The organism is Nonomuraea corallina (genome assembly GCF_027620315.1).
Lineage (GTDB): Bacteria > Actinomycetota > Actinomycetes > Streptosporangiales > Streptosporangiaceae > Nonomuraea > Nonomuraea corallina.
The window spans coordinates 1-20207 of record NZ_JAPNNL010000007.1; the positions used below are offsets into that span (position 1 = coordinate 1).

Annotated in this window: 18 protein-coding genes; 8 read left to right on the forward strand and 10 right to left on the reverse strand. The window is 66.8% G+C overall.

Annotated features, from left to right (window positions below; translation table 11 throughout):
* Nucleotides 1-275 precede the first annotated feature (275 nt).
* The 6 genes from OUY22_RS03105 to OUY22_RS03130 all read right to left on the reverse strand — a co-directional run bounded on the left by OUY22_RS03105 (nucleotide 276) and on the right by OUY22_RS03130 (nucleotide 5309).
* Entirely contained in the window at nucleotides 276-881 is a 606-nt protein-coding gene (locus tag OUY22_RS03105) for a hypothetical protein (RefSeq protein ID WP_270153166.1), read from the reverse strand.
* Between the two features lie 161 nt (nucleotides 882-1042).
* Nucleotides 1043-1840 carry a hypothetical protein gene (locus OUY22_RS03110; RefSeq protein WP_270153167.1) on the reverse strand — a complete coding sequence of 266 codons (798 nt, stop codon included), beginning with the start codon at nucleotides 1838-1840 and terminating at the stop codon, nucleotides 1043-1045.
* The gene (locus OUY22_RS03115) at nucleotides 1837-2685 is read right to left on the reverse strand and encodes an ABC transporter ATP-binding protein (protein ID WP_270153168.1); all 849 of its coding nucleotides are present in this window, start codon (nucleotides 2683-2685) and stop codon (nucleotides 1837-1839) included. Before OUY22_RS03115 ends, OUY22_RS03110 begins: the two co-directional genes overlap by 4 nt.
* The gene (locus OUY22_RS03120; protein ID WP_270153169.1) at nucleotides 2682-3488 is read right to left on the reverse strand and encodes a zf-HC2 domain-containing protein; all 807 of its coding nucleotides are present in this window, start codon (nucleotides 3486-3488) and stop codon (nucleotides 2682-2684) included. The genes OUY22_RS03115 and OUY22_RS03120 overlap by 4 nt, the downstream gene beginning before the upstream one ends.
* Nucleotides 3485-4012: an RNA polymerase sigma factor gene (locus OUY22_RS03125; RefSeq protein ID WP_270153170.1), complete on the reverse strand. Its 528-nt coding sequence runs from the start codon at nucleotides 4010-4012 to the stop codon at nucleotides 3485-3487. The genes OUY22_RS03120 and OUY22_RS03125 overlap by 4 nt, the downstream gene beginning before the upstream one ends.
* Nucleotides 4013-4136: 124 nt before the next feature.
* Nucleotides 4137-5309 carry a macrolide family glycosyltransferase gene (locus tag OUY22_RS03130; RefSeq protein WP_270153171.1) on the reverse strand — a complete coding sequence of 391 codons (1173 nt, stop codon included), beginning with the start codon at nucleotides 5307-5309 and terminating at the stop codon, nucleotides 4137-4139.
* Between the two features lie 42 nt (nucleotides 5310-5351).
* On the opposite strand from OUY22_RS03130, the gene OUY22_RS03135 reads away from it, so the two are divergent.
* Nucleotides 5352-5942, forward strand: coding sequence for a TetR/AcrR family transcriptional regulator (locus OUY22_RS03135; protein ID WP_270153172.1), 591 nt, complete (start codon nucleotides 5352-5354; stop codon nucleotides 5940-5942).
* Here the strand turns inward: OUY22_RS03135 and OUY22_RS03140 are convergent.
* Together OUY22_RS03140 and OUY22_RS03145 are read right to left on the reverse strand one after the other, a co-directional pair.
* Nucleotides 5869-6192 carry a hypothetical protein gene (locus tag OUY22_RS03140; RefSeq protein ID WP_270153173.1) on the reverse strand — a complete coding sequence of 108 codons (324 nt, stop codon included), beginning with the start codon at nucleotides 6190-6192 and terminating at the stop codon, nucleotides 5869-5871. The two genes, OUY22_RS03135 and OUY22_RS03140, sit on opposite strands and share 74 nt — an antisense overlap.
* 113 nt (nucleotides 6193-6305) lie before the next feature.
* Nucleotides 6306-6857 (reverse strand): GNAT family N-acetyltransferase, encoded by a 552-nt coding sequence (locus OUY22_RS03145; RefSeq protein ID WP_270153174.1) that lies wholly within the window; start codon nucleotides 6855-6857, stop codon nucleotides 6306-6308.
* Nucleotides 6858-7089: 232 nt separating this feature from the next.
* Here OUY22_RS03145 and OUY22_RS03150 point away from each other — a divergent pair, with 232 nt between their 5' ends.
* From OUY22_RS03150 to OUY22_RS03180, 7 genes are all read left to right on the forward strand, one after another.
* A complete protein-coding gene (locus tag OUY22_RS03150) occupies nucleotides 7090-7611 on the forward strand; it encodes a SigE family RNA polymerase sigma factor (protein ID WP_270153175.1) in 522 nt (173 codons plus the stop codon).
* Entirely contained in the window at nucleotides 7608-8804 is a 1197-nt protein-coding gene (locus tag OUY22_RS03155; protein ID WP_270153176.1) for a hypothetical protein, read from the forward strand. Before OUY22_RS03150 ends, OUY22_RS03155 begins: the two co-directional genes overlap by 4 nt.
* A gap of 380 nt (nucleotides 8805-9184) precedes the next feature.
* Nucleotides 9185-9556, forward strand: coding sequence for an NUDIX domain-containing protein (locus tag OUY22_RS03160; protein ID WP_270153242.1), 372 nt, complete (start codon nucleotides 9185-9187; stop codon nucleotides 9554-9556).
* 475 nt (nucleotides 9557-10031) lie between these two features.
* A complete protein-coding gene (locus OUY22_RS03165) occupies nucleotides 10032-11657 on the forward strand; it encodes an MFS transporter (protein WP_270153177.1) in 1626 nt (541 codons plus the stop codon).
* 1122 nt (nucleotides 11658-12779) lie between these two features.
* Complete coding sequence (locus OUY22_RS03170) at nucleotides 12780-14045, forward strand: ATP-binding protein (RefSeq protein WP_270153178.1); 1266 nt, start codon at nucleotides 12780-12782, stop codon at nucleotides 14043-14045.
* A gap of 867 nt (nucleotides 14046-14912) precedes the next feature.
* Nucleotides 14913-15314 (forward strand): hypothetical protein, encoded by a 402-nt coding sequence (locus OUY22_RS03175; protein WP_270153179.1) that lies wholly within the window; start codon nucleotides 14913-14915, stop codon nucleotides 15312-15314.
* Nucleotides 15315-15398: 84 nt separating this feature from the next.
* The gene (locus OUY22_RS03180; RefSeq protein WP_270153180.1) at nucleotides 15399-17465 is read left to right on the forward strand and encodes a KAP family P-loop NTPase fold protein; all 2067 of its coding nucleotides are present in this window, start codon (nucleotides 15399-15401) and stop codon (nucleotides 17463-17465) included.
* 565 nt (nucleotides 17466-18030) lie between these two features.
* Here OUY22_RS03180 and OUY22_RS03185 read toward each other — a convergent pair.
* Nucleotides 18031-18579, reverse strand: a complete 549-nt coding sequence (locus OUY22_RS03185; protein ID WP_270153181.1) for a flavoprotein — start codon at nucleotides 18577-18579, stop codon at nucleotides 18031-18033.
* A complete protein-coding gene (locus tag OUY22_RS03190; protein WP_270153182.1) occupies nucleotides 18576-19991 on the reverse strand; it encodes a helix-turn-helix domain-containing protein in 1416 nt (471 codons plus the stop codon). The genes OUY22_RS03185 and OUY22_RS03190 overlap by 4 nt, the downstream gene beginning before the upstream one ends.
* Between the last annotated feature and the right edge of the window lie 216 nt (nucleotides 19992-20207).

A 20207-nucleotide genomic window follows, 5' to 3' on the forward strand; every position in this document is an offset into this window, starting at 1 on the left:
TCGGTCAGGCCGCCCGCGTCGGCCGTGGCCAGATCCTGTCCCTGCCCGGCGAACGGGTTGCCCGTCGGGACGACGATGGACACGTAGGTGGTCGTGGCCTGCGCGTTGTCGAGCGTCCGGTCGTCGTTCGGCCGCGGGGACCGCTGGGCGTCATCGTCCGAGGAGGTCCGCGATGGGGTCGTCGTTCATCGCGGTCATCGGCTGACGTCAGCGGGCCCTTCGAGATCCCATGAGTTCCGGCGCTCCCAGGAGTTGTCCCGGTCCCACGAATCGTCCTAGTCCCAGGAGATATCGCGGTCCCGCGAATTGTCCCGATCCCAGGAGTTGTCCCGATCCCAGGAGTCGTCCCGATCCCAGGAGTCGTCCCGATCCCACGAGATATCGCGGTCCCGCGAATCGTTCCGATCCCAGGAGTCGTCCCGCTCCCAGGAGTTGTCCCGATCCCAGGAGTTGTCCCGATCCCAGGAGTTGTCCCGATCCCAGGAGATATCACGGTCCCGCGAATTTTCCCGGTCCCAGAAATTGTCGCGGTCCCACGAGATATCACGGTCCCGCGAGTTGTCCCGGTCCCACGAATTGTCGTAGTCGCGGGTGTCCCAGGAGCGGTCCGGGTCGTCGGCGTTCCAGCGGTTGGGGCGCTCGCCCGAGACGGCGCTGTCAGGACCCGGCCGGTCGGCCGTGCCGGCGTACGCGGGTCCCCATGAAGCCAGGGGAACCGCGAGAGTGATCGACGCCGCGGCGACCCAGAGCAGGCCGTTCCGGCGATGTGCCTTCTGTGTTTGTCCTCTTGTCATTTTTCTTCCCGTATACGTCCAGGCGCGGCTATTGCTTTCCTGTCGCTTCGCCTCTGTACGACTTATACGGAAATACCCGTAGGCCATCCGCCGAACCTGCCGATATCGCCAGCTACCGGCAAAGTCCTACCATGCGAAAATGCCGCGACGACCCGCCAGGAACCGCATAAATCACCATTACAACCGATTCCTCATATCGGCAATTTGCCCCTATTTAGTCCGCTTCAGGAGCATGCCGGTCATGGGGATCACCACAGTTGGGCCATCCCGGTCATGACCGCGCTCACCACCGCCGCCACCCCGGACGCCAGCCAGATCCCGGGCCGCGATCCATCCTTGAGCATCGCCAGCGCCCCCGCCCCGAGGCCCAGCGACAGCAGGTAGAGCGCGTGCGGCCCGCCGTGCACCGGGATGAACCCGACCGCGTCGAGGTACGGCGAAGGACCCCAGAGCGCGAACTCCAGGTAGATGGAGAACATGTACCAGTCCCGGGTGTCGATCAAGAACATGTTGACCGCGATCAGGCCCAGCATGACCAGCACCGGGGCCCCGCGCCACGGCAGCCACCGGGCCACGGCGACCGCGAGCAGGCATCCCGCCAGCATGTTCACCGGCCCGGCGGCCAGCTCCCCCAGGGTGGGGAAGCGCTCCAGCTCGTTGCCCGTCACCTCGTACAGCCCGACGAGGACCGCCAGGGCGGCGCAGGACAGTGCGAACGGTCCCAGAGCGGCCAGGCAGAGCGCCGCGGTGCGCCTGGCCTGGTCGCTCGGGACGGCCGCGAACAGCTCCTCGGCGCGCCTGGCGGAAGTCGCCACCAGGTGCGCGGCGAAGAACAACGGGATCCCCCAGTAGATGGTCATCTCCGAGGTCAGCGCGCTGAACGCGGGCCGCGGCCCGTCCCAGCCGTCGTCGGCCACCCGCAGGACCCACAGGGTCAGGCCCACGAGCGTCAGCGGATGCCTGACGAAGCGCCAGGCCTCCTTCATCGCGAGCGCCGGCAGGACCTGGGGCTGCTCGGGCGGCGCCCACATTCCCTCGGCCCTCATACCGCCGCCTCCACCTTGTCGCCGTCGAGCAGCAGCAGGTACCCGTCCTCGACGGTCGGCGGGACGAGCGTCGCGTCCGCGGGCGGCGAGCCGATGTTGCGGAAGTCCCCCTCACCGGTGCGCCACGACAGCACCCCGGCCCGTCGCGGGGACTGCCACACCCGGCCGCGGGCGACCCCGCGCAGTTCCTCCGGGGTCCCGGCGAAGACGCAGCGGCCGTCCTTCAACACCACGGCCCGTTCGCACAGCGCCGCCACGTCCTCCGTCTGGTGGGTGGACAGCAGCACCGTGCGGTTCTCGCCGATCCGGGAGATCAGCGCGCGGAAGCGCAGCCGCTGCTCCGGGTCGAGCCCCGCCGTGGGCTCGTCGAGCAGCACCAGCTCGGGGTCGCCGAGCAGGGCCTGGGCGATGCCGACCCTGCGCCGCATGCCGCCGGAGAGCGTCCTGATCTTCTTGCCGCTCACGTCGGCGAGCCCGACCTCGCCGATCACCCGGCGGACCTCGTCGTGCCGGGCGCGGCGGTCGACCATCTCCTTGAGTATCGCCACGTAGTCGACGAACTCGAACACGGTGAACCCGCGCTGGTACGCGGGCTCCTGCGGCAGGTAACCGAGCCTGCGCCGGATCTCCAGCCTGTCGTACACCGGGTTCCAGCCGAGCAGCCGCACCCGGCCGGAGTCGGCGGCCAGCACGGTGGCCAGGAGCCGCATGAGCGTGGTCTTGCCCGCGCCGTTCGGCCCGAGCAGGCCGGTCACTCCCTTCCGCGCGGTGAAGGACAGCCCGGACAGGGCCCGGCTGCGCCCGAACGACTTGCTCACGTCGTCGACGACGACCGTGTCGTTCACGAGAACTCCCTGCGACGAATGAAGATCACGAACGCCGACACGGCGAACACGGCCAGCGACGCGAGCTGGCCCACCGAGCCGAACAGCACCGGCCGCACCTCGTACACGGCCACGGCGGCGAACCCGGCGAACCACAGCGCGGCGACCGCGCCCCCGCTCATCAGCGGGTCGAGCCACCCGGCCAGCGCGAGCGTCAGCGTGGTCAGCGCCAGCGCGGGCAGCAGCCATACGGCCATCAACCCCCCGTCGCCCAGCACGGCGAGCCCGATGACCAGCGCCAGCGCCACGCACACCCCGAGCACGGCCGCGGCGCGCAGCAGCGTCAGCCTGACGACGGAGTACGGGGCGGCGAACGCGATCTCGTGAGCCGGGTCGGCGCCGCGCCCATAGGCCAGCACCACGCCCGCCACCGGCAGGATCGGCGCCACCGCGAGGAAGACGAGCGTCCCGAACCGGCTCGTCTCCCCACTGGCCAGGGCCGCGAACAGCAGCGCCACCGCGCCCGCCGCGATCCACGCCGGCTTCAGCGAGGACGTCACGGCGAGCAGCCGCGCGGTGTGCTCGGGCACGCCGAGCACCCGGAGCAGCCGTTCGAAGGACGTCGGCCGCGGCGCGTCCACGGCCGCCGTGATCTCGTCCCAGACCCGGTCCAGCCGAGCGCGCGGCACCTCGGGCGCCAGCTTCCCCCGGCAGGCGGCGCAGGCCAGCAGGTGGGCCTCGACCGACGCGGCGAGCGTCGGCCCGGTCCGCCCCCGGGCGTAGTCAGCGGCCAGTTCGTCGTCCATGTGCCAGGCCGTGCTCATGCCAGCACCTCCCTCAGCTGCGCCTTGGCCCGCATCATCCGGGTCTTCACCGTTCCCGCCGGGATGCCGAGCAGCTTGCCCGCCTCCCGGGTCGTCAGCCCGTCCAGCACGGTCGCCTGGACGACCGCGCGCAGCTCGGGCGAGAGCCGGTTCAGCGCCGTCCCCAGCTCGCCGTACTCGATGCCGAGCAGCACCTGCTCCTCGGCGGACACCACGATCTCCTCGCCCGCCCTGACCAGGGCGAGCGGCCGGCCGCGGAGCTGGTCGAGCAGCCGCCGGATCCCGATCCCCCAGATCCACGCCGCGACCTGACCCTTGCCGCGCCAGGCGCGCGCCGTCCGCCACACGGCGACGAACGTGTCCTGCACGGCCTCGTCCACCACGCCCGGATCGGCGCACCGGCGCGACAGCCGCACCACCAGCCAGGGCGCGTGCCGTCCGTAGAGCGTCTCGAAGGCCCGCCGATCACCGTCGGCGACGGCCTCCAGCAGGTCTGGATCGCTCCACCCCGCGTAGTCGTTCATCACATTCCCATCCGTTCCACGCCCTACCTGTCGCACCACGGGAGCGGAACGGTTCATCATGTCCCATTTCTCGCCTGGTGGGCCCGTAGGGAAGGGCGAGCTCAGGTCGGCGGGAACGGCGGTCTCATGGGCGCGGCACCTTCTCGATCTCGTCGGCGGCGGCCTGCGCGCCGCCCGCCGCCTCCAGCTCGCCGCGCATCCAGTCGAGCCGGTCGCGCACGCGGGCGTCCGACGCCACGTCCTCGATGGCCTGCCACAGCGTCGCGGCCGTGACCCGGTCGGGCGGCAGGGCTCTGCCGAGGCCGAGTTCGGCGATGCGGTCGGCGTTGGCGCGCTGCTCGGCCATCTGCGGCACCGCCACCAGGGGGACGCCGAAGTGGAGGCCCTCCATGGTGCCGCCCATCCCGGCGTGGGTGACGAACACCCGGGCGTGACGCAGGACCGCGAGCTGCGGGACCTGCCGGTGGACCTCGACGTTGGGCGGAATCGGGCCCAGGGCGGCGGGGTCGGCCTGGCCCGACGCGAGCACGACCCGCCACGGGCGACCGGCCGCCGATTCCAGGACCGTACGGTAGAAATCCGGCCGGTCGTTGTAGCCCGTGCCGAGAGAGACGAGGACGACGGGTAGGTCGTCCGGCGGCTGCCAGTCGCCCTGGAACGCGCGGCCGGTCAGGGCCGGCCCGACGAAGCGGTATCCGGTGCCGAAGGTCTCGCCCGCGTACTGGAAGGCGCGCGGCAGCATGACCAGCCGCATCGCCGCCCGCGAGCCCTGGAGGAAGCCCGGGAGGTCGCCGCCGACGCCCTCCCGGCGCAGGAGCGCGGACAGGCGCGCGAGCAGGAGCAGGAACCTGGGGCTGAGCGGGTTGAAGGTCGTGTAGTCGCGGTGCAGCGACCAGTGCTCGTTGCCGACCAGGTTCGGCCAGGTCTCGACCGACGGGACGCCCCACTTCCTGGCCAGCACGCGGCCCCACCAGGCCATCGGGCCGTCGTGGACCACCAGGTCGGGGCGTTCGGCGTCGCGGAGCTGGGCGAGCACGGCCTTGGTCTCGGCGAGCAGCAGGTGGGTGGCCCGGACGAACTCCTTGCCGTGCATCTGCGGCGGCCCGGTGCCGTCGAGCTCCTTCCACGTGGAGGTGAACGGGACGACCTCGGCGCCGGTCTCGGCGACGCGGGACGCGAACTCCTCCGTGGTGGCGTAGGTGACGCGGTGGCCCCGGCGCACCAGTTCGGCGGCGACGCCGAGGGTGGGGTTCACGTGGCCGGCGGCGGCGGGGGCGAAGAAGGCGATGGTTCCCATACTGGTGTATTTTAATACATATATATTAAGTAAGGGGAACCCGTGCCGAAGAAGGTCGACCACGACGAGCGCCGCGCTCACATCGCCGAGGCCGTGCTGCGCATCGCGGGCCGCGACGGGCTGGACGCCGCCACCCTGCGCGACGTCGCGACGGAGGCGGGCATGTCACTCGGCGCGGTGCAGTACTACGTGCGCAGCAAGGAAGAGATGCTCCGTCACGCCTTCGCCCACCTCGGCGAGCGGGTCACGGCGCGGATCATGGCGGGCATCGACGCCGAGCCCGTGACCGTACGGAACTTCTTGGTGTCCATGGCGACGGAGATGCTGCCGCTGGACCCCCGCAGAAGGGCCGAGCGGCGGGCGTGGCAGGCGTTCGTGGTCCGCGGCGGTGAGGTGCCCGAGCTGGCCGAGGCGCTGCGTGAAGGGCGTTCGTGGCTGCTCGGCAAGGTGGCCGAGCTGATCGCGGAGGGGCGGAGAACCGGCGACGTGCCGCCGGAGCTGGACCCCTGGCACGAGTCGGTGGCGCTGCTCGCGGTGATAGAGGGCCTGTCCGCGGACCTCATGCTCGGCCTGCGGGAGCCGGAGGCGACGCTGGCCACCGTCCGCTACCACGTGCGCCGGATCCTGCCCTGATCACGATCAGGACCGGCGCCGTTCCCCAGCGGTCCCAGAGGGCGGGCAGCTCCGTCTCCAGGAAGCGGTACAGCTCGGCCACGTTCGCCAGGCGCTCGCGGCGTCCGGGGTCGGCGCCGGACAGGACGGCGAGGCCGCGCTCCGCCACCTGGCGGAAGGCCGCGGTCTTGGCGTAGCGGGCGGCGAGCATCCGGCTCCAGCCGTCGGCGGCGATGCGGAAGTACTCCTGCCGATCGCCGCGCCGGCGCACGCCCTCGACCAGGCCGCTCGGGGTGACGGCGGTGAGGACGGGGATCGCGTGCCGCCGGCTCAGCAGCGCGTTGTCGTTGCCGCTCGATCATCCCGGCGCCGCTCCCCCGCTGCTCAGCCTTCGTGCGCCCGGAGATCCTTGTGGTAGACGCGGAAGTCGCAGGCCCCGGCCAGATGCGGGGCGAGCTCGGGATAGCTCTCCTCCAGCAGCCCCACGCGCACGAGCCGGTAGCCGATCCGGGTGTACCACCGGCTCAGGTACTCCTTGAAGGGATGCCTCCCCTCCCGGGGCGCCAGCAGCTCCAGCCGCATGACCTCCGCGCCGCGCTCGCGGCCCAGCTGCTCGGCGAAGTCCACCAGCCGCGAGCCGATGCCGGCCCCGCGATGCGCGGGATCGGTCGCCAGCATCCCGAACTCGGCCTCCCCGCTCTCCAGCCGCCGCACCCGGACAGCGCCCACGATCCGCCCGTCCAGCCGGGCCACCGCGATCTCCCCCGCGCCGATCAGCGCCGCCATCTCCTCCGTGCTCGTACGGGACACCTCAACGGCCCACAGCCCCTCCTCGGCCGCCCGGTAGACGCGGTTGACCAGCTCGGTCAGCTCGTCGACGAGCGCGCCGTCGCCCGCGGCGGCGGCGGGCAGCAACCGGACCTCGACCTGCGCCATCGGACCTCCGCACCGGCGTGACAAGGGGTGGGCGCGCACCAATCTACGCCGCGTTCCACCGTCACGCCGAACCCCGCATATCTCCTGCGTTGATCTCTCAGACAGGCGCCGCGCTCGGCCTCCGTGCGGGAAGAGCGCCACCGCTACCACCGCCGGCCCCGGCAGTTCCAGTCCCGGCGGACCCAACCTTTCGACACGTCACCGGAGTCGGTAACGGTCGAAAGGAGTCGCCTTGGATCGCAATGACAGCTTCCGTGAGTTCGTCGTCGACCATCAGCAGGCGCTGATGCGCACCGCGTACCTGCTCACGGGAGACGCCCACCAGGCCGAGGACCTGCTGCAGAACGTCCTGCTCAAGGTGCTCGGACGCTGGTCCAGGCTGGCACGCGTCGAGCACCCCGAGGCGTACGCGCGTAAGGCGCTGGTCAACCAGCACATCTCGTGGCGGCGGCGGCGGGTCAGGAGCGAGTTCCCGACCGCCGAACCGCCCGACCGGCCGTACTCCAGCGAGGACTCCACCGTTGTACGGCTCGTCATGCGGCGGGCACTCATGCGGCTGCCGCCCCGGCAGCGGGCGGTGATCGTGCTGCGCTACTACGAGGACCGGACCGAACGCGAGACCGCCGAGCTGATGAACTGCTCGGTCGGCACGGTGAAGAGCCAGGCCCACTACGCGCTGGCCCGCTTACGCGAACTGGCGCCCGACCTCGCGCCGAAGCTCACCGATCTCGAAGCCGAGGAGGCCTACCGATGACCTGGCTGCGTAACGTACTCGTCGACCTGGCCGACGACTCTCCGGAAGTGGACCTCGCCGAGCGGACGATCGCGGCGCATCACCGCAGACGGCTCACCGCGATCTCGTACGGCGCGGCAGCCATGGTCGTGGTCGTCGCTCTCGGTGTGACGGCCGCCATCCGCCTGCTGCCGGGCGTGCCGCAGGACGCCGCTTCCGTACGCGACCTGCCGGCACGCGGGGTCGGGCCGTTGAGTCACGCGTACCAGACCTTCTGCAAGCCCCACAGCGGGAAGGCCCCGGCGGGCTGCCGGGACGGAGGGTGGCGGGTGGTCACCCGGAGCGGCAGGACCTACCACGTGCCGGAGGCGCTGCCCGGCCTCGCCCCCGGTCGCACCGGCGTGCGTGACAGCCCGCTGGCGATCAGCCGGGACGCCCGGAAGATCGCCTACTACAGCGCCGAGGAAGGCACCTTCCAGGTCCGCGACCTGGCCTCGGGCCGGACGACGACGGCTGCGAGGAAAGTGCCGGAAACCCGGCTGGGCAGGCTCTCGCGGCTGATGCTGTCGGACGACGGGCGGTTCCTGGCCTTCAGCAAGGTCCCGGATCTCACGGATCCCGCGGTGCTCTTCGACCTGCGCGACGGGATCGCCCGCGACCTGCCGAACCGCTGGGTCCCCATCGGCCTGTCACCGAACGGCTCCACCATCACGCTCGCGGAATACTCCCCCAGGTCACGGCTGCGGACGATCTCCAACCTGTGGCCGAGTTCCTCGAAGAGCGACACCACCTCGGTCACCCTGCCGGCGCACTACCTCATCAGCCCGCTCGCCCCCGACGGGAAGACCGTCGCGGTGATCGAGAACCTCAGCACCGCCGAAAAGCCGTGCCGTCACGGCAGGCTCGCCTTCATGGACACGCTCACCGGCGAGAAGCGGAAGACGACGGCCATCAGCGGCCTGCCTTCTGACGTCTCCCAGATCTCTCTGCGTACCTGGCTCAACACCGAGGAGGTCACAGCTCTCACCTCGTCCGTGCGGTGCAGGCCCGCGTCCGAGGAGCCGATCAAGGTGGGCGTGGCGATCGAGCAGCCGTACCGGACCATGACCGCCTACGCCGTGAACGTCAGGACCGGCAAGGCCAGGAAACTCGCCACGTACAGAGCGCAGGGCATCGTCGCGATCGTCCTGCCCGGCCCACCCGGGACGCGGTGACCTCAGATCTCGGAAGCTCTCAAGCAGGCTGTCAGGGCAGCGCCCGGCCGTACTCCAGATAGACGGTCTCCCCCAGCTCATGGGCGGTGGCGGCGGCTTTGAGGCGGCGGGCGAGAGGCCCGATCAGCAGATCGTCAAGCTCTTCGACAGGACGGAACTCGTACGCGCTCAGCCAGCCTGATCAGCGTCATCCGGCTCAACCGCTCCACCAGCATCCCGCGGGCATGGCAGTGTGCATCACGCCAGCCCCGCGACCCGCCTGGGCAGGAGGCTACGGATGGACCGAAGGGAGCATCGTGAACAGACTGGTCAGCCGCCTATGGCTGCTCATCCGCGGGCCACTCCAGTGGCGGCTCCTCTGGCTATGGCACGCGAAATTCATGATCGGCGTTACGGGCGTCGTCCGCGACGAAGAAGGTCGCGTGCTCCTCCTGCGGCACCGCATGTGGCCCCCGGAACGGCAGTGGGGCTGCCCCTCCGGCTACGTCGAAAAGGGCGAGACCTGGGAGGACACCATCGTCCGCGAGGTGCGCGAGGAGACCGGGCTGCACGTCAAGGTCGGGCGTCTCCTCCACCTGAAGAGCGGATACCAGCTGCGGGTCGAAGCAACCTACGAGGCCCTGCTCACCGGCGGCACACTCAAGATCGACCCTGCTGAGGTCCTGGAGGCGAAGTGGTGTTCGCCGTACGACCTTCCCGATGGGCTGCAGGAGTCGCACCGGCTCCTGATCCAGCAGATCGCCAGACTGTAGCCCTGGGACCGGACATCGGTGCCGGCTGTCGGGTCCCCCTTCGCCATCAGTACGCGACCTGATCCGCGTTCAGGTGCGGGCCAGGTCCGCGCCGGCCTGCCGCACCACCGCTACCGGCACGACCGGCCCGCTGCCGCTCTCCCTGATGATCGCGCCCCTCAGACCTGAACAATCGGGCCTGCATTACAGGAAGATCGCTGAGAGCAAGATCCGCACACGTCGTTTCACCTGTGGGCGGTGGCGCGAGACGTTCGACCTCGGCTTGCTGCCGCATGACCTCCAGGTCCCTGGCACGCGCCTGCCGAGCGAACCAGCTCCTCAGCCACAGATATCCCACGGATACGGCAGGCGTAAAAGGCCGCCGCCCGAGATGGGATTCTCACGGCACCCTCTTCGTGGACCTTTTGCGCACTTCGAGGATGCGACCACGGCGAGCCATCGAGGTACGCCGCTCCGCCGCCCGGATCATGTGTGGATGAGCGAGTCCGCGCAAGCCGCTTCGACGAGGCTCGTCCTGCTGACGCTGGCCGCTGGACAGTTCTTGATGGCCCTCGACACCTCCGTGATGAACGTGGCGATCGCGACGGTGGCCGAGGACGTGGGGACCACGGTGGCCGGGGTCCAGGGCACGATCGCGGCGTACACGCTGATTATGGCGGTCTTCATGATCCCCGGCGGCAAAGTCGGGGCGATCATCGGCCGTAAGCGCGCGTTCATGCTCGGTTGCATGGTCTACGGCGCCGGATCGTTCACCACCGCGATATCTCCGAACCTGCCTGTCCTGCTGCTGGGCTGGTCGTTCCTGGAGGGCATCGGGGCGGCACTGATCTTGCCCGCGATCGTGGCACTGGTCGCGGGAAACGTTCCCCGGGAGCAGCGGCCGGCCGCCTACGGGCTGGTGGCGGCGGCTGGGGCGATCGCGATCGCAATCGGCCCCCTCGTCGGGGGGCTCGCCACGACGTACTTCTCATGGCGATGGGTGTTCGCCGGGGAGGTTGTGATTGTGCTGGGCATCCTGCTGTTCGCCCGGCGGGTAGCCGACGCGCCCCCGGTCCGCCGCCCGCGCATTGACGTCGTCGGGGCCGTGCTCTCGGGGCTGGGGCTCGGGATCTTCGTGTACGGGGTGCTGCGATCGGATGAGTGGGGTTGGTTCAGCCCCAAGCCGAACGGTCCCGCCTGGTTCGGGATCTCTCCTGTCGTGTGGCTCATGCTGGCGGGCCTGTTCCTGATGTGGATGTTCCTGGAGTGGGAGGGCCATGTCGCACGGCGCGGCAAAGAGCCCCTGGTAGACCCCGGACTGCTTCGCAACAGGCAGCTCGTGGGCGGCCTGACGATGTTCTTTTTCCAGTACCTGACGCAGCTCGGCGTCTTCGTCGTCATCCCGCTCTACCTGTCGGTCGCCCTAGGGCTTTCCGCCTTGGCCACCGGCGTGCGCATCATGCCGCTCTCCCTGCCGCTGCTGGCAGCGGCGCTGGTCATCCCCCGCCTGCTTCCCGAAGCCTCTCCGCGGCGGCTGGTCAGGGCGGGGATGATCTGCGTGATCCTGGGCGCCGCGGTCCTGCTGGCGGCCTTGGAGGTCGAAGCGGGGCCAGAGGTCGTCACTGTTCCGCTGCTGCTGGTGGGGCTGGGCATGGGCACACTTGCCTCCCAGCTCGGGGCGGTCACCGTTTCCGCGGTACGGGACGAGCGGAGCGCGGAGGTCGGCGGTGTCCAGAACACCGTCACCAACCTCGGCGCCTCCATCGGCACCGCGTTCGCCTCCTCGATCATGATCGCCACGCTGACGGCCTCATTCCTCAACACCGTGGAGCTCAACCCGGCGATCCCCCCGCAAGTCAAGCAGCAAGCCCAGGTGCAGCTCATCAGCGGCGTGCCGTTCCTCTCGGACGCCCAGCTATCGGCAGCCCTTGACAAGGTCGGCGTGCCTCCCGACGTGGCCCAGGCCGCGCACGACGCCAACGCCAACGCCCGCATTGTCGGGCTCAAGGCCGCCCTCGCCATCCTGGTTCTCACAGGACTCATCTCGCTGTTCTTCGTCCGCCTGATCCCCACAACCCAGCCCGGCTCGGCCCGCCGCGAGACCTTGCCTCCCCACTCCTGATCCCCCATTGCGGGAGCTTTCGACCTGAAATATCCAGAAGCCGGCGCTCGTGCCTGAGAGGCGCTTGATGCGCCATGATGGATTTAGTCCAATGGCACGCTGATCATGCCACCGGACTGGTCCAGCAGCGAGAGAACCTGACGGTATGACGGATCAATGGCGATCAGGAATCGCCGTCCGCCGGGGACGGTGAGACAGACAACCGTCGCGTTCAGCACGGATCGGGCTTCTGCCGCAGTAGCGGCACGGATTACGACGAAAGCATCCTGACGCGGAATCACGCGCCGTAAGATCTTTCCTTCGCGATCGATCGAGTGGTCACAGTGTCAGCCGCGACAGTGACATATCCGCCTATCCAGCCGCGGTGGGAGGCGTAGGATGGCACGTTGAAGCCGTAAACCAGGCCCGGAACCGTAACGGAGCCGTCGGGATGTGACACGGGACGAGCCATTCCCCGCCCCCTGCCCAGCCTCTCGCCTATAAGGCCGCCGAGCCAATCTGCGATCACTTCCAGGAGAAATCCGAGCATGGCATCCTCGCATTGATCCGCCGTCACGGAGTCCGGATTCTCCTGGGCAACGAATCGAGGCTGTTTCAAGTTCCTTTCGCCATTCCTTCACCCATCAAGGGAGCGGACAGGGCTCAGGATGTGCGGTGGGCCGGGCTGAGACATCCGATGGGCGGGACGTGTCAAATCGTGTGGAGCGGTCGTCGACGCGAGCGGCGAGATGTGGGCGCGACGAGGTGCGCGTCGGCGGTTCCTCCGGCGCGCGGGGTTCGGGGCTGGGAAATCCTCAGCGACAATGGCGATCAGCCCGCGTGGATTCGCAGGGCGGCGGCATGGCGATCGCCGTGTTCTTTGCGTCGGTCGTGGTGAGCGCGGGTGCCAGGTGAGGCGGTCAGGGCCGCGAACGACCACACCAGAAGCTCCTGTCCAGGCAGCTGCAGCCGCACGAGACGGGCCACTGCTCTTGCAGGGGGCTGCCCGGGCGCGAGGGCGTGCGAGCCGCTCGGCCAGCGACCAACAGCCCATATCAGTGGCGACCATTTCACCATGAACATGGCGACCAACTCACCGCGGGTACGGCGACCAATTCACCGCGAGGGATTATGATAGAAAGCATGGTCACCACCCCGCTCGGGCGCCTGATCCACCGTCACGCGGAGCAAGCAGTCGCGGACGCCTTGGCCGATACGCGCGTCGTCCTGGTCAACGGCGCACGACAGTCGGGCAAGAGCACGCTGGTCCGGCGGCTCGCCAAGACGGACGGCACCGAGTGGCGCGACCTCGACGATCCGCTGACCTTGCAGGCTGCGTTGAGCGACCCCAGCGGCTTCGTGGACTTTCCGGAGCCCATGGTCATCGATGAGATCCAGCGTGCTCCGGAGCTACTGCTCGCCATCAAATCTCAGGTGGACGCCGATCCGAGACCCGGCAGATACCTGCTCACCGGCTCCTCCCGGCTACTCGCCCTACGCGGTCTGCCGGACACCCTGCCCGGTCGGATGGAAACCATCGAACTGTGGCCTTTCGCGCAGGGCGAGATCGACGGCCGTCCCGATGCCTTCATCGACGCGGTGTTCACGCACGGCCCGGCCCTCCGGCACACCTCCCGGCTCACCCGGGCCGACTACGCGGACCGCCTGGTCCGCGGCGGCTACCCCGAAGCTGTCGCCCGCACCAACCCTCGACGCAGGCAACGCTTCTTCGACTCCTACGTCGGCGATCTGATCAACCGTGACGTGATGCAACTGTCGGAGATCGAACGTACCGCGGAACTACGCGCGCTGGTCAGGTCTCTGGCGGCCAGATCCGGTCAACTCCTCGTCGTTCAGGCGCTGGGCCGTGACCTCGGCCTGCCCGGCACAACCACCGCCAGATTCCTGGCACTGCTGGAAGAAGTCTTCCTGATCAAACGCGTGCCCGCCTGGTCGAAGAACATCAGCAGCCGGGCCGTACACACCCCCAAGGTCACCTTTGTCGACTCGGGAGTGGCGGCGAACCTGCTGGGCGTCGACGCCCACAGCCTCCTCCGGCCCGGGTCCGCATTCGGGCCGCTGCTCGAGGGCTTCGTCCTGACGGAACTGGCCCGGCAGACGACCTGGGCGCACACCTTGGTCGACCTTTACCACTACCGGACCAAGGACAAGGTGGAGGTGGACGCCGTCCTGGAGAGCCGCCAGGGCCGGGTCGTGGGCATCGAGGTCAAGGCCGCCTCCACCGTACGACCGGACGACTTCAAAGGACTCCGCCACCTTGCGGAACGGGTGGGCCCCGACTTCGTCGCCGGTCTGGTCCTGCACACCGGCACGCAGACATTCTCCTTCGGCGACCGAATGCTGGCCGTCCCGGTCAGCGCCCTGTGGGAGGCAACGGCCACGACCTAGCCGGCCGCCACTCGATATACCACCGGACCCCCACGAGCCCTGGAACAGGTGGGCGGTACTGGGTTCGAACCAGTGACCCCTCGCTTGTAAGGAGCCAAGATCTCCCCTGGCGGTACGCTGACCTGCGATCCGACCTGGGACCCCGATCCCCCGCCGACCGTCTCCGAGCTGCCCTTATGGCACGCTAATGGCACGGTGATCATGCCTCTTGTCGCAGCTCGCAACCTCATATGATCACGGTTTGTCGGCCACCTTCCCGCCGTCAAATGGCACGCTAATGGCACGACGATCAAGGGGTGTCCCGCGAGGTGCAGACCTGCACGCATCTCCCCTGCCTGATCTTCCCGTCTGCCTCGACCCACCGCGAAGCGGCAGCGGGCCGGCGACGGAAGGTCAAGCCCGTCCTCGCGTGTACCTCAACCGGCCGCCGTTCCTCGATCATCAGACGCCAACGGCCACGGACGGGCTTGAGCTGGAGGAGTCGGGCTGCTGGGCTCTGCCTGGGTCGCGGCAGGCGGGAAGATCAGGCCCACCTCAGCCACTACGGACCCGGCTCGCGCTCGTCGCGATCATCCCGGAGCCGAGGCCCCCGCCGGAGGCGCAATACGTCGGCAGGAAACTTCGACGGCGTCTGGAGAGTTAAGAGTGGAGAACCTATGGCGGAGGGGCTAAGTGGCACTGAGCGACACCTTAGTCTCGACCTTGACAGGCGGCGCTTTGGCGACCCTCGGCACATGGCTTGGGACGCGATGGCAGGGACGTGAGGCCAAAAGGTCGAGGTTGGAACAATACGAGAGGGACGATCGCCTTCGGCACGAAGCCGATCGCCGAGCGCTATATGCGCGGTTTGCAAGACTCCTTACTGAGGTGCTCGACTTAGTAGATGCGCCCGAAGCTTACGACAAGCTCGAGGACCTGGAGCGGCTGTATTGGGAAATAGCCATGATTGGCTCCGCCGACGTGGTCTACCGCGCGAGGAGTGCCATCATGGCTGTGGCAACCGGACTTGAGGTTGACCCTGAGCTGCTAGTGGCATCTTTCGTGAGGTCTGTTCGCGAGGAGCTTGGCTTGGCGCAGGAAGGACTACCCCGCAATCTGCTGAGAGACAATGAGCAGCACCTTAGTCGGGAAGCTCAAATCTCTCGCCAACTGCGGATGACCGCCCTCGCTCAGGAACAGGGAAAATCTCGAGGACGGCCCACGCTGGCCGCGCGCGAGAACGGCCCCCAGGCCGCACGCGCAGCGCGGCGGCCGAGCGTGGAGCCGTAAGGCGGCGCGGAGCGCCGCCCTTGATGTCTAAAAGAACAATTCGGCAAGCGATCTAGTGATACTAGCTCGTATGAAAATCCAGAGTTGACGACGGAGGCTGCAGTGATTGTTGGAGATGACCCGGTATACGCAGAGAGTGACCGCCTGGGACGGAAATCTCTGGCCGGAAACTGGGCCGACACCATTATCAATACAAAGGCGCCATTCGGCCTCGTATTCGCTGTTACTGGCCCGTGGGGGTCAGGAAAGACTTCCATGCTGAATATGATGGAAGAAAAGCTACGGGCATCAGATGTGACAGTACTCAAGTTCAACCCATGGCTATTTTCTGGCACCGATCAACTAATCAGCCATTTTTTCGGAGAGATGGCGAGCCAACTCGATTACGAAGACCCCAAACAGAAGGAGATTGCAGGCAGACTAAAGAAGTATGGCACCCTATTCTCCCCCCTTAAGGCAATACCGGTTATCGGTAGCACTCTTGGCGGCGCAGCAGACGCTGCTACGACTATTGGAAAGTATTTGGAGGACACGCAAAGTCGAGGCGTGGAAGAGCAACGAAGATTGATCGAGGATTCTTTGCGGGAACTCGATAGCCCCCTGGTTCTAGTCGTCGACGATATCGACCGCCTCACGGGTCAAGAAATACGCGATGTACTCCGAATGGTCCGTCTTACCGGCGCGTTCCCCAACCTCATCTATCTACTTTCCTTCGATCGACAGCGCGTTGAATTGGCGCTGAACGAGGACGGCCTTCCCGGAAGAGCCTATCTCGAGAAGATTGTTCAGGTTATGTATGATGTTCCGGTTGTCGTACGAGACAGCCTGCGCAATATTCTGCTAGACGAACTGAATCATGCCGTTCAAGACACCGGCTACTCCCGATTCTCAGCCGAAGCATGGCCGGACGTGCTGGTTGAGATCATTGATCCACTCCTGAATAACATTCGCGACGTTCGGCGCTACATAGGCCCACTGCGAGCAGTCCTCACCTCTCTAGAGAACGAAGTTGAACTTGTCGACGTCTTAGCTCTGGAGGCTCTGCGCATATTTCTCCCCGATTCCTATGCACTGCTGCCCCACGCTGCTCGTTCGTTGACTGACACGGCAGACGCGAGCCACGAGTCTTCTGAGCTTAAAGCGCAGGCCGAAGCGTTCGTCAACTCAGATCAAAATCATGCGAACATTCTTCGTTCTCTTTGTGCGCGAATTTTCCCTGCATCGCGACGCCGTTTGGGCGAGTACCAACGCTATGGAGGCGATTGGGAACGGACATGGCTACGAGAACGCAGAGTGGCCAGTAATTCCGTCCTATCTTTCTACCTCGAGAAATCCATGCCCTCGACTGTGAAGAGTGCCATCACTGCCGAGACTATCTTCAGCCGGTTTGAGGACCGAGCCTACCTTGAGCATGTCTTCCAGGACATGGATCCCGCCGGCGCGGAAGAAGTAATCAGAGCTCTGGAAGCATACGAGGAGCAGTTTTCCAATTGCGACCCGATTCCTTCGGCCATAGTGCTGCTCAATCAGCTGCCACGCCTACAGCGTCCTAAGCGTGGGCTCCTTGACCCAGGCCCTACGATAACCATATCAAGGGTCGTACTTCGCCTTCTCCGCCCGATCGCTGACCCCGAGCAGGTCCTAAGGATTGTCAAAGACATCCTCCCCAATCTAGAGCAGTATTCTACAAAGTTCGAGCTTACGAGACTAGTAGGACACGCGAAAAATGCGGGGCACAAGCTGATATCAGAAACAGCATGGAAGGACCTCGAAACAAGTCTTAAGAACGAGGTGCGTGGCGCTTCCGCTGATTCTCTCGCGACGGAATGGGATCTGTTGCGCCTTCTCTGGCAGACAGGCCAAGGCGAGGATTCTCAGGAATGGCATATACCTCTCGAGTTTATCGATCACCCCGCTCTTGCTAGAGCAATTCTCACCGACTCTGTCGGAACGACGCAGTCTCAGAGCCTCGACTCCCGAGCGATCACCAAAAAGAAGCATCTCGCCTGGGACATCTTGGTGGAGGTTCTCGGCGACGAGAATGCAATTATTCGCTGTCGAGATGCCGCTGCAAGCATCGATGAAACAGCAAATGACGTGATAGAGCTGGTTGATCTATACCTATCAGGGTGGCGTCCCCCTAGGTGGTAGCGCCACAAAAGGTGGAGCCTTCACAGGCAGGCTTGGCGCGGATCAGCTGCTCCTTGATCGAGGAGCGCGCCAAGCCTGACTCCTGCATGTATCACTGTCAGCCTAAGACCTACTTACCTTGGGGATAGTAGGATATCTCTAGTACGCGAGGACAACAGCCGGTACCTTCCAGCCGTGGCAACCAAAAGCGGGAACCGTCTGGTCAAGTATTGGGGCTTCATAACTTTTGGAATTCTTGTGGCGGGCATCTTCGGATGGATTCCAGACTTGGCTCCGATACTGCTAGTGGCTTTGTCCATAGCGACAAGCTACTTCTTCATCTTTCGAATGCCCGTATGGTGTGGTGCCGTGAACAGAGATGGGACCTACTGTCGCGAGAACGCTTACGGGTTGCTCTTGGGCTGCCACCGCCGGCAGCACAAATGGCAGAAGCTCAAGATGCGCGTGGCACGATCAAAGTGGGCGCAGCTCAATCGAGGACTTTGGACTCAACCACGCGACTGCATCGCCACGCTCGGCGGAATTGCAACTGTGTTATCTGGAGTAGCAGCTGTCATTCCTTTGATCATGAAGTGAGCGGCGCTCGGCCTAGGCACGTTAACGTCAGGTGCCAAGGGTAGGAATCGATGCGGTCCCCTCCCATACTTGCCGGGTGAGGCTGAAAATGGCCAGGGCCTAGGAGAACCCGAACTCCCTCCACACGAAGCGTCTCGACGCTGCGCTGGAACGGCTCGCGAGCTGCGAGGGCGCTGTTTACGAAGGGCAGAATCACCATCGGGATACCGAGGCCGGGCGCTTCGGCGAGCAGGCCGAGGGCGTAGGTGTCGGCGATACCTTGAGCGAACTTGTTGATGGTGTTGTAGGTCGCGGGGGCAACGATGATCGCATCCGCCCTCGGCGGCTTGGGATCGCCTGGTTTGCGGTACTGGCTGCGCACGGGGCGGCCGGTCTGCTTCTCCAGCGCGGGCACGTCGATGAAGTCGAGCGCGTTCGGGGTGGCGACGATTTGGACGGTCCATCCGTCGTCCTGTGCCATCGTGACGAGCTTGCCGACGTCGCCGGCGGGTCCTGCGGCGCAGACGATGATGTACAGGACCTTGCCGGTGTTGGTCACGCGGTGACTCCCAGAGATTCGGCGTACTCCCGCGCTTCGCGTCGGATGCTGATCGGCGCGGTGGCGAGGATGTCGCGGACCAGCCTATGAGTGGTGGGGCGGCTGGTGATTTCCTCGGGGGCGATGTCTCCGGCGGCCCGCAGGATGTACAGGGCGCGGTCGTGCTTGCCCCACGCGAGGAACGCGCGAGAGGTGTCCAGGAGGACGGTCGCCTTGCGCTCATTGACGGGCAAGGCGTTGATGTCGATCCTGCGAGCGTTCTCGATCGCGCTTCCGGCATCGCCAAGGGAGAGGGCGATGTTCACCCGGTGGCACAGGACGTTGTTCGGGCCGAACGCGGTCCACATGTGGTTGCCGTCGTAGCCGAGTCGCCGGCCTGCGTCCTCGGCCTCGTCCAGGAGTTCGGCGGCGGTGTGCCGGTTGCTGTGCTGGGCGGCGGCAACGGCCCCGCGCAAGAGGAGTGTCCCGTACACCGACAGGTCGTTCGGGGACGGATGGGCCAGGGCGGCGTTCAGGCGTTGAGCGGCGCTGCTCGCCATGCCGGTCGCTGCTCGGTGGTGGCCACCGTCCATCAGGGCGTGGGTGATGATGCGGGCGCTTGAGCCCATCATCAGCGGGCTCTCGCTGGCCTGGGCGGCGTGGACGCTGCGGTCGGCAGCAAGCCAAGCGAGGCCCTTGTCCTCCTGCTTGAGCAGGATGGAGGCGGCCACATGGTGCGCCTCAGCGGACAGGGCGTGCGCCTTGAGCCGAGCGTCCCCGTCGAGCGTGGCGCACGCAAGGCGCAGAGAGCGGATCAGCGTGGGAAGCATGGCCGCGACCTCGGAGTATCGGCACGCCTGGTAGCTTCGCTTCGCCCTGGTGACAGCGGAGGCAAGTTGCGACAGCTCCGGGAGCTGGGGGCCGGCGACCGGGTATTCGGTGAGGGCTGCGGCGAGATCGTCGGCGCCGGCGGCTTCCTCGTCGCGGGTGAGGGGCTGGGCTACTACGGCACTGAACAGGGCGGCCCCCGCGAGGCCGACGAAGTCACGACGTCGCACTTCGGTCTCGTCCTCTCCGTGTCGGACGAGATCAACGGTAGGCGGCGGACCTGCTGGGCGGGCATCCTGCCGTGGGATGGCTGCGGCGGCCAGGTCGCGGGGAGCGAGGCCGAGAGCCATGCGGGCATGGTCAGGCATGTGCAGGCCATCCGCGATGCGCTCGAACACCTCCAGGGCGGTGACCTGCTGGCTTCCGCTCATGATGGCGCTGACCTTGCCCTGGCTGTAGCCGGTCAGGCTGCCGATCGCGGTCTGGCTCAAGCCCCCGTACTGGCGGACGAGGCGGAAGACTGCGCCGATGTCGCGGGCCTTGAGCGCAGCGAGCATGTCGGAGCGGTGCCATAGCGAGGCGGGGACCTCGTACGGCTCGGCCATGCGTGGCGGCATCCGCGGGCTTTCCCTTCGCACCGGGCGGGCAACGGAAAGTGCCTTCCACTGCTACGCGGTCGCGACCTATCCCGTCAAGGGATGCCACGCGGGGATGGGCTGGGAGAACGAGAATTCCGACCCTTGATCCCATGGTTACGGAGATGGACAGATGCGGAGCCTGCCGGGGGAAGGGCTGGCGGTTCGTTCGGAAGTCCTCGGCCG